The 4359-nt window shown below is 56.5% G+C and carries 2 protein-coding genes and 2 pseudogenes; all 4 read left to right on the top strand.

Annotated elements, in window-relative coordinates; translation table 11 throughout:
* Nucleotides 1–139 precede the first annotated feature (139 nt).
* Nucleotides 140–526: pseudogene (locus IKE44_RS12930) on the top strand (helix-turn-helix transcriptional regulator); the annotation flags it as partial.
* Nucleotides 527–693: 167 nt separating this feature from the next.
* Nucleotides 694–2349: a urocanate hydratase gene (gene hutU, locus IKE44_RS12935; RefSeq protein ID WP_183084392.1), complete on the top strand. Its 1656-nt coding sequence runs from the start codon at nt 694–696 to the stop codon at nt 2347–2349.
* A gap of 14 nt (nt 2350–2363) precedes the next feature.
* Nucleotides 2364–3638 (top strand): imidazolonepropionase, encoded by a 1275-nt coding sequence (gene hutI / locus IKE44_RS12940; RefSeq protein ID WP_049625442.1) that lies wholly within the window; start codon nt 2364–2366, stop codon nt 3636–3638.
* A 98-nt stretch (nt 3639–3736) separates the two neighbouring features.
* Nucleotides 3737–4249 (top strand): annotated as a pseudogene (locus tag IKE44_RS12945) (YjiH family protein); the annotation flags it as partial.
* Between the last annotated feature and the right edge of the window lie 110 nt (nt 4250–4359).

The raw sequence follows: 4359 nt of genomic DNA on the forward strand, positions 1-4359 counted from the left end.
AAAGCTGTAGACCTGAGTGTCTTATGCTCTAGCGGCGAAGTGGACACGCCTCAAAGAATAAGGATTGCTTGAAGCAGTCAAACTTCTTTGGAAGCCCCCACTTCAAATTTTCGCTAGAAAATTAAGTGGGGGTAGTTCACATCGGTTGTTCCACGAGGCCAAGCAGGCCGAGGAAGACGCGCGCGTCGACGCCGTGGAGCGCGGCCTCCGCTATATGGAGGCGCATTTTCGCGATCCGTCGCTCACGCTTGAGCGGGTCGCGGCCGCCGCCGGGCGCAGCCCCGCGTATTTCAGCCATTTGTTGTCGAAAAAGCGCGGCGTGACGTTTCGCCAGTGGCTGACCAACCGGCGGCTTGAGGAAGCGAAACGGCTGCTTCGGCAGACGGACTTGTCGATCAAAGAAATCGCCGAACAAACCGGGTTTCGCACCGCCCATTATTTGATGCGCGTCTTTAAAGCCGAACTGAACCAGACGCCGACCGCCTACCGCGATGAACAACGGCTGAAACCGTCATCACCGCGGTAGGCGGTTTTTTCAAAAGAAATGAACATATATCAAAAGAAATGGATAGATGAAGCGAAAAGAAAAAAGAAATTTCAAAAAAATGGATCATCTTGAAAAGACGAGAATCTATCTCCATCCTCTTGGCTTCCTTACAATAAAAAGCAAAGAGGAAAAAGGAGAGGATGACGATGGCAGAAAAACGGACCGTCAGCCCGCCCGCGGGAACAGAGCGGCGGGCGAAAGGATGGATTCAAGAAGCGGCGCTGCGGATGCTGAGCAACAATTTGCATCCCGATGTCGCCGAGCGGCCGGATGAGTTGATCGTCTACGGCGGCATCGGCAAGGCGGCGCGCAACTGGGAATGTTACGAGGCGATTGTGGACACCCTTCTTCGTTTAGAAAACGATGAAACGTTGCTCATTCAATCCGGCAAGCCGGTGGCGGTATTTCGCACGCATCCGGACGCCCCGCGCGTGCTGATCGCCAACTCCAACCTCGTGCCCGCATGGGCGACGTGGGATCATTTCCATGAGCTCGACAAAAAAGGATTGATCATGTACAGACAAATGACGGCTGGCAGCTGGATTTACATCGGCAGCCAAGGAATCGTTCAAGGAACGTATGAAACGTTTGCCGAAGTGGCGCGCCAGCACTTTGGCGGCACGCTGGCCGGGACGATCACGCTGACTGCCGGCCTTGGCGGCATGGGCGGGGCGCAGCCGCTCGCGGTGACGATGAATGGCGGCGTCTGCCTCGCTGTCGAAATCGATCCGGCCCGCATTCAGCGCCGCCTTGATACGAAATATCTCGACACGATGACCGACAGCTTGGAGGCGGCGCTTGCGATGGCGAAACGAGCGAAGGAAGAGAAAAAAGCGCTGTCAATCGGCCTTGTCGGCAATGCGGCTGAAGTGTTGCCGCGTCTCGTCGAAATGGGCTTTGTTCCGGACGTCTTGACCGATCAAACGTCCGCCCATGATCCGTTAAACGGCTACATCCCGGCTGGCCTTACGCTTGATGAGGCCGCCGAACTCAGGGCGCGCGATCCGAAGCAGTACATCGCCCGTGCAAAACAGTCGATCGCCGCGCATGTGCGGGCGATGCTGGCGATGCAAAAGCAAGGGGCGGTGACGTTTGATTACGGCAACAACATCCGCCAAGTGGCAAAAGACGAAGGGGTGGACGACGCCTTTTCCTTCCCGGGTTTTGTGCCGGCCTACATCCGTCCGCTCTTTTGCGAAGGAAAAGGGCCGTTCCGCTGGGTGGCATTATCCGGCGACCCGGAAGACATTTATAAAACCGATGAAGTCATTTTGCGTGAATTCAGCGACAATGAGCGTCTTTGCCATTGGATTCGCATGGCGCAAAAACGCATTCAATTCCAAGGGCTGCCGGCGCGCATTTGTTGGCTCGGCTACGGCGAGCGGGCGAAGTTCGGGAAAATCATCAACGACATGGTGGCCAAAGGCGAGCTGAAAGCGCCGATCGTCATCGGCCGCGATCATTTGGATTCGGGCTCCGTCGCTTCGCCGAACCGGGAGACGGAAGGAATGAAAGACGGAAGCGACGCCATCGCCGACTGGCCGATTTTAAACGCGCTGTTGAATGCGGTTGGGGGCGCAAGCTGGGTGTCGGTTCACCACGGCGGCGGCGTCGGCATGGGCTACTCCATTCACGCCGGCATGGTCATTGTCGCCGACGGCACAAAAGAGGCGGAAAAACGGTTGGAACGGGTGTTGACGACCGACCCGGGGCTTGGTGTGGTCCGCCACGCCGACGCTGGGTATGAGCTCGCCATCCGGACGGCGAAAGAAAAAGGCATCGATATGCCGATGCTCAAGTAGAAAGGGGGATCCATATGCGCCCGCTTTTTGTCCGCCGCGCCCGCCAGCTCGTCACGCTGGCGGGAAGCTCCGCGGCTCCGCTCGTCAAGGAGAAGATGAGCGATCTAGGCATCATCGAAAACGGCAGCGTCTGGATCGAAAACGGAGTGATCGTTGCGGTCGGCCCGGACGATGAACTGGCCCGCCAATTTGCCGATCGGCTCGCCGAAGCTGACGTCATCGACGCCAAGGACAAAACGGTGACGCCTGGGCTTGTCGATCCTCATACTCATCTCGTTTACGCCGGCAGCCGCGAACACGAATGGACGATGCGGCTCGGCGGGGCGACGTACATGGAAATCATGAACGCAGGCGGCGGCATTCATGCCACGACAAAAGCGACGCGCGAGGCGTCGGAAGAGATGTTGTATGAGGAAAGCAAGCGGCGGCTTGATCAGTTTTTGCTTCATGGGGTCACGACCGTCGAAGCAAAAAGCGGCTATGGTTTAAGCCTTGAGCATGAAATCAAGCAGCTGGAAATTGCCAAGCGGCTTCACGACACCCACCCGGTCGATATCGTCTCCACGTTTCTTGGCGCTCATGCCGTTCCGCCGGAGTGGAAGCACGATCCGGATGAATACGTCCGCCTTGTCATCGACGAGATGATTCCCGAAGTGAGCCGGCGGGGGCTCGCCGAGTTCAACGACGTCTTTTGCGAGCGCGGCGTCTTTACCCCCGACCAGGCGCGCCTCATCCTCGAAGCAGGCAAAGAGCACGGCTTGACGCCGAAAATCCACGCCGATGAAATCGAGCCGTATGGCGGGGCGGAACTGGCAGCCGAAGTCGGCGCCATCTCCGCCGACCACCTGCTTCGGGCGTCGGACGAAGGAATCCGCCGCATGGCCGATGGCGGCGTCATCGGCGTTCTCTTGCCAGGCACGGCGTTTTTCCTCATGACCCAAGCCGCCGACGCCCGCCGTCTGATCGACGCCGGCGTTCCCGTCGCTTTGGCGACCGACTGCAACCCCGGTTCGTCGCCGACCGTCTCGCTGCCGCTTGTCATGAGCCTAGCCTGCCTGCATATGGGCATGACTCCCGCTGAAGCGATGGCCGCCGCCACGATCAATGCCGCCCACGCCATCGGCCGCGCGCATCTTGTCGGCAGCCTCGAGCCGGGGAAGAAGGCGGATTTGGTCATTTTCAATGTCCCGAATTATGTGCAGATCATGTACCATTACGGAGTCAACCATGTTGAGACGGTGATCAAAGGCGGGGAGGTGGTGGTGAAAGAAGGCAAGGTGTACATCTGAAGGGGGAATGGTCTTCCGTCGAGGTGTTTAGCGACCGGGAGCGGTTATGCTTCCGGCCGCGCAAGTTGGGGTAAAAAGAACAATGGGGGTGGAGGAAAATGAAAACGGATACAAACATGGCGCCATCCGTGCCGACACCAACGCCGGCCAGCGGGGCATGGAAGTTTTTCGTCTTTAGTGCCATCGGCATTTTCGTATTTTTCGTTCCGGTGTCCATCGGCGGCACATCATCGATTTTGCTCGATCATATTGTGACATGGATCCGCACCCAGTTTTCAGCACTTGTTCCTTATTATGCTCTGATCGTGATCGCTCTCGGTGCCGTTTATCCGTTTTACAAAAAAACGTGGAACAAAGATACTGTGACAACCGTTTTTTCACTGTTGAAAGTTCTAGGACTGATCACGGCGGTCATGTTGGTGTTTCGCATCGGTCCGTCATGGTTGTTTCAGCCGAATATGGGACCGTTCTTATATGACAAGCTCGTCATTTCCGTCGGACTTCTTGTGCCGATTGGCTCCGTCTTTCTCGCCATGCTCGTTGGCTACGGGCTTTTAGAATTTGTCGGCGTATGGATGCAGTGTAAACTAGCACATTATTTCAGAATCCCTTTTTCAAATTATTTCAGGCGGATTCGGAAATAATGTGCAAAATTTTTGCGGATTGTTCCGGATTTTGCACATTCTTTCGGAACGTTTGCACGCTCTTTCAGATGAAGATT

Origin of the sequence: Geobacillus sp. (assembly GCF_017515625.1) — a bacterium.
In the GTDB taxonomy this organism is placed as follows: Bacteria; Bacillota; Bacilli; order Bacillales; family Anoxybacillaceae; genus Geobacillus; species Geobacillus stearothermophilus.

Excerpts from the sequence above, each read along its gene's own strand:
- hutU (WP_183084392.1), top strand. The coding sequence starts at position 694 with ATGGCAGAAAAACGGACCGTCAGCCCGCCCGCGGGAACAGAGCGGCGG.
- hutI (WP_049625442.1), top strand. The coding sequence starts at position 2,364 with ATGCGCCCGCTTTTTGTCCGCCGCGCCCGCCAGCTCGTCACGCTGGCG.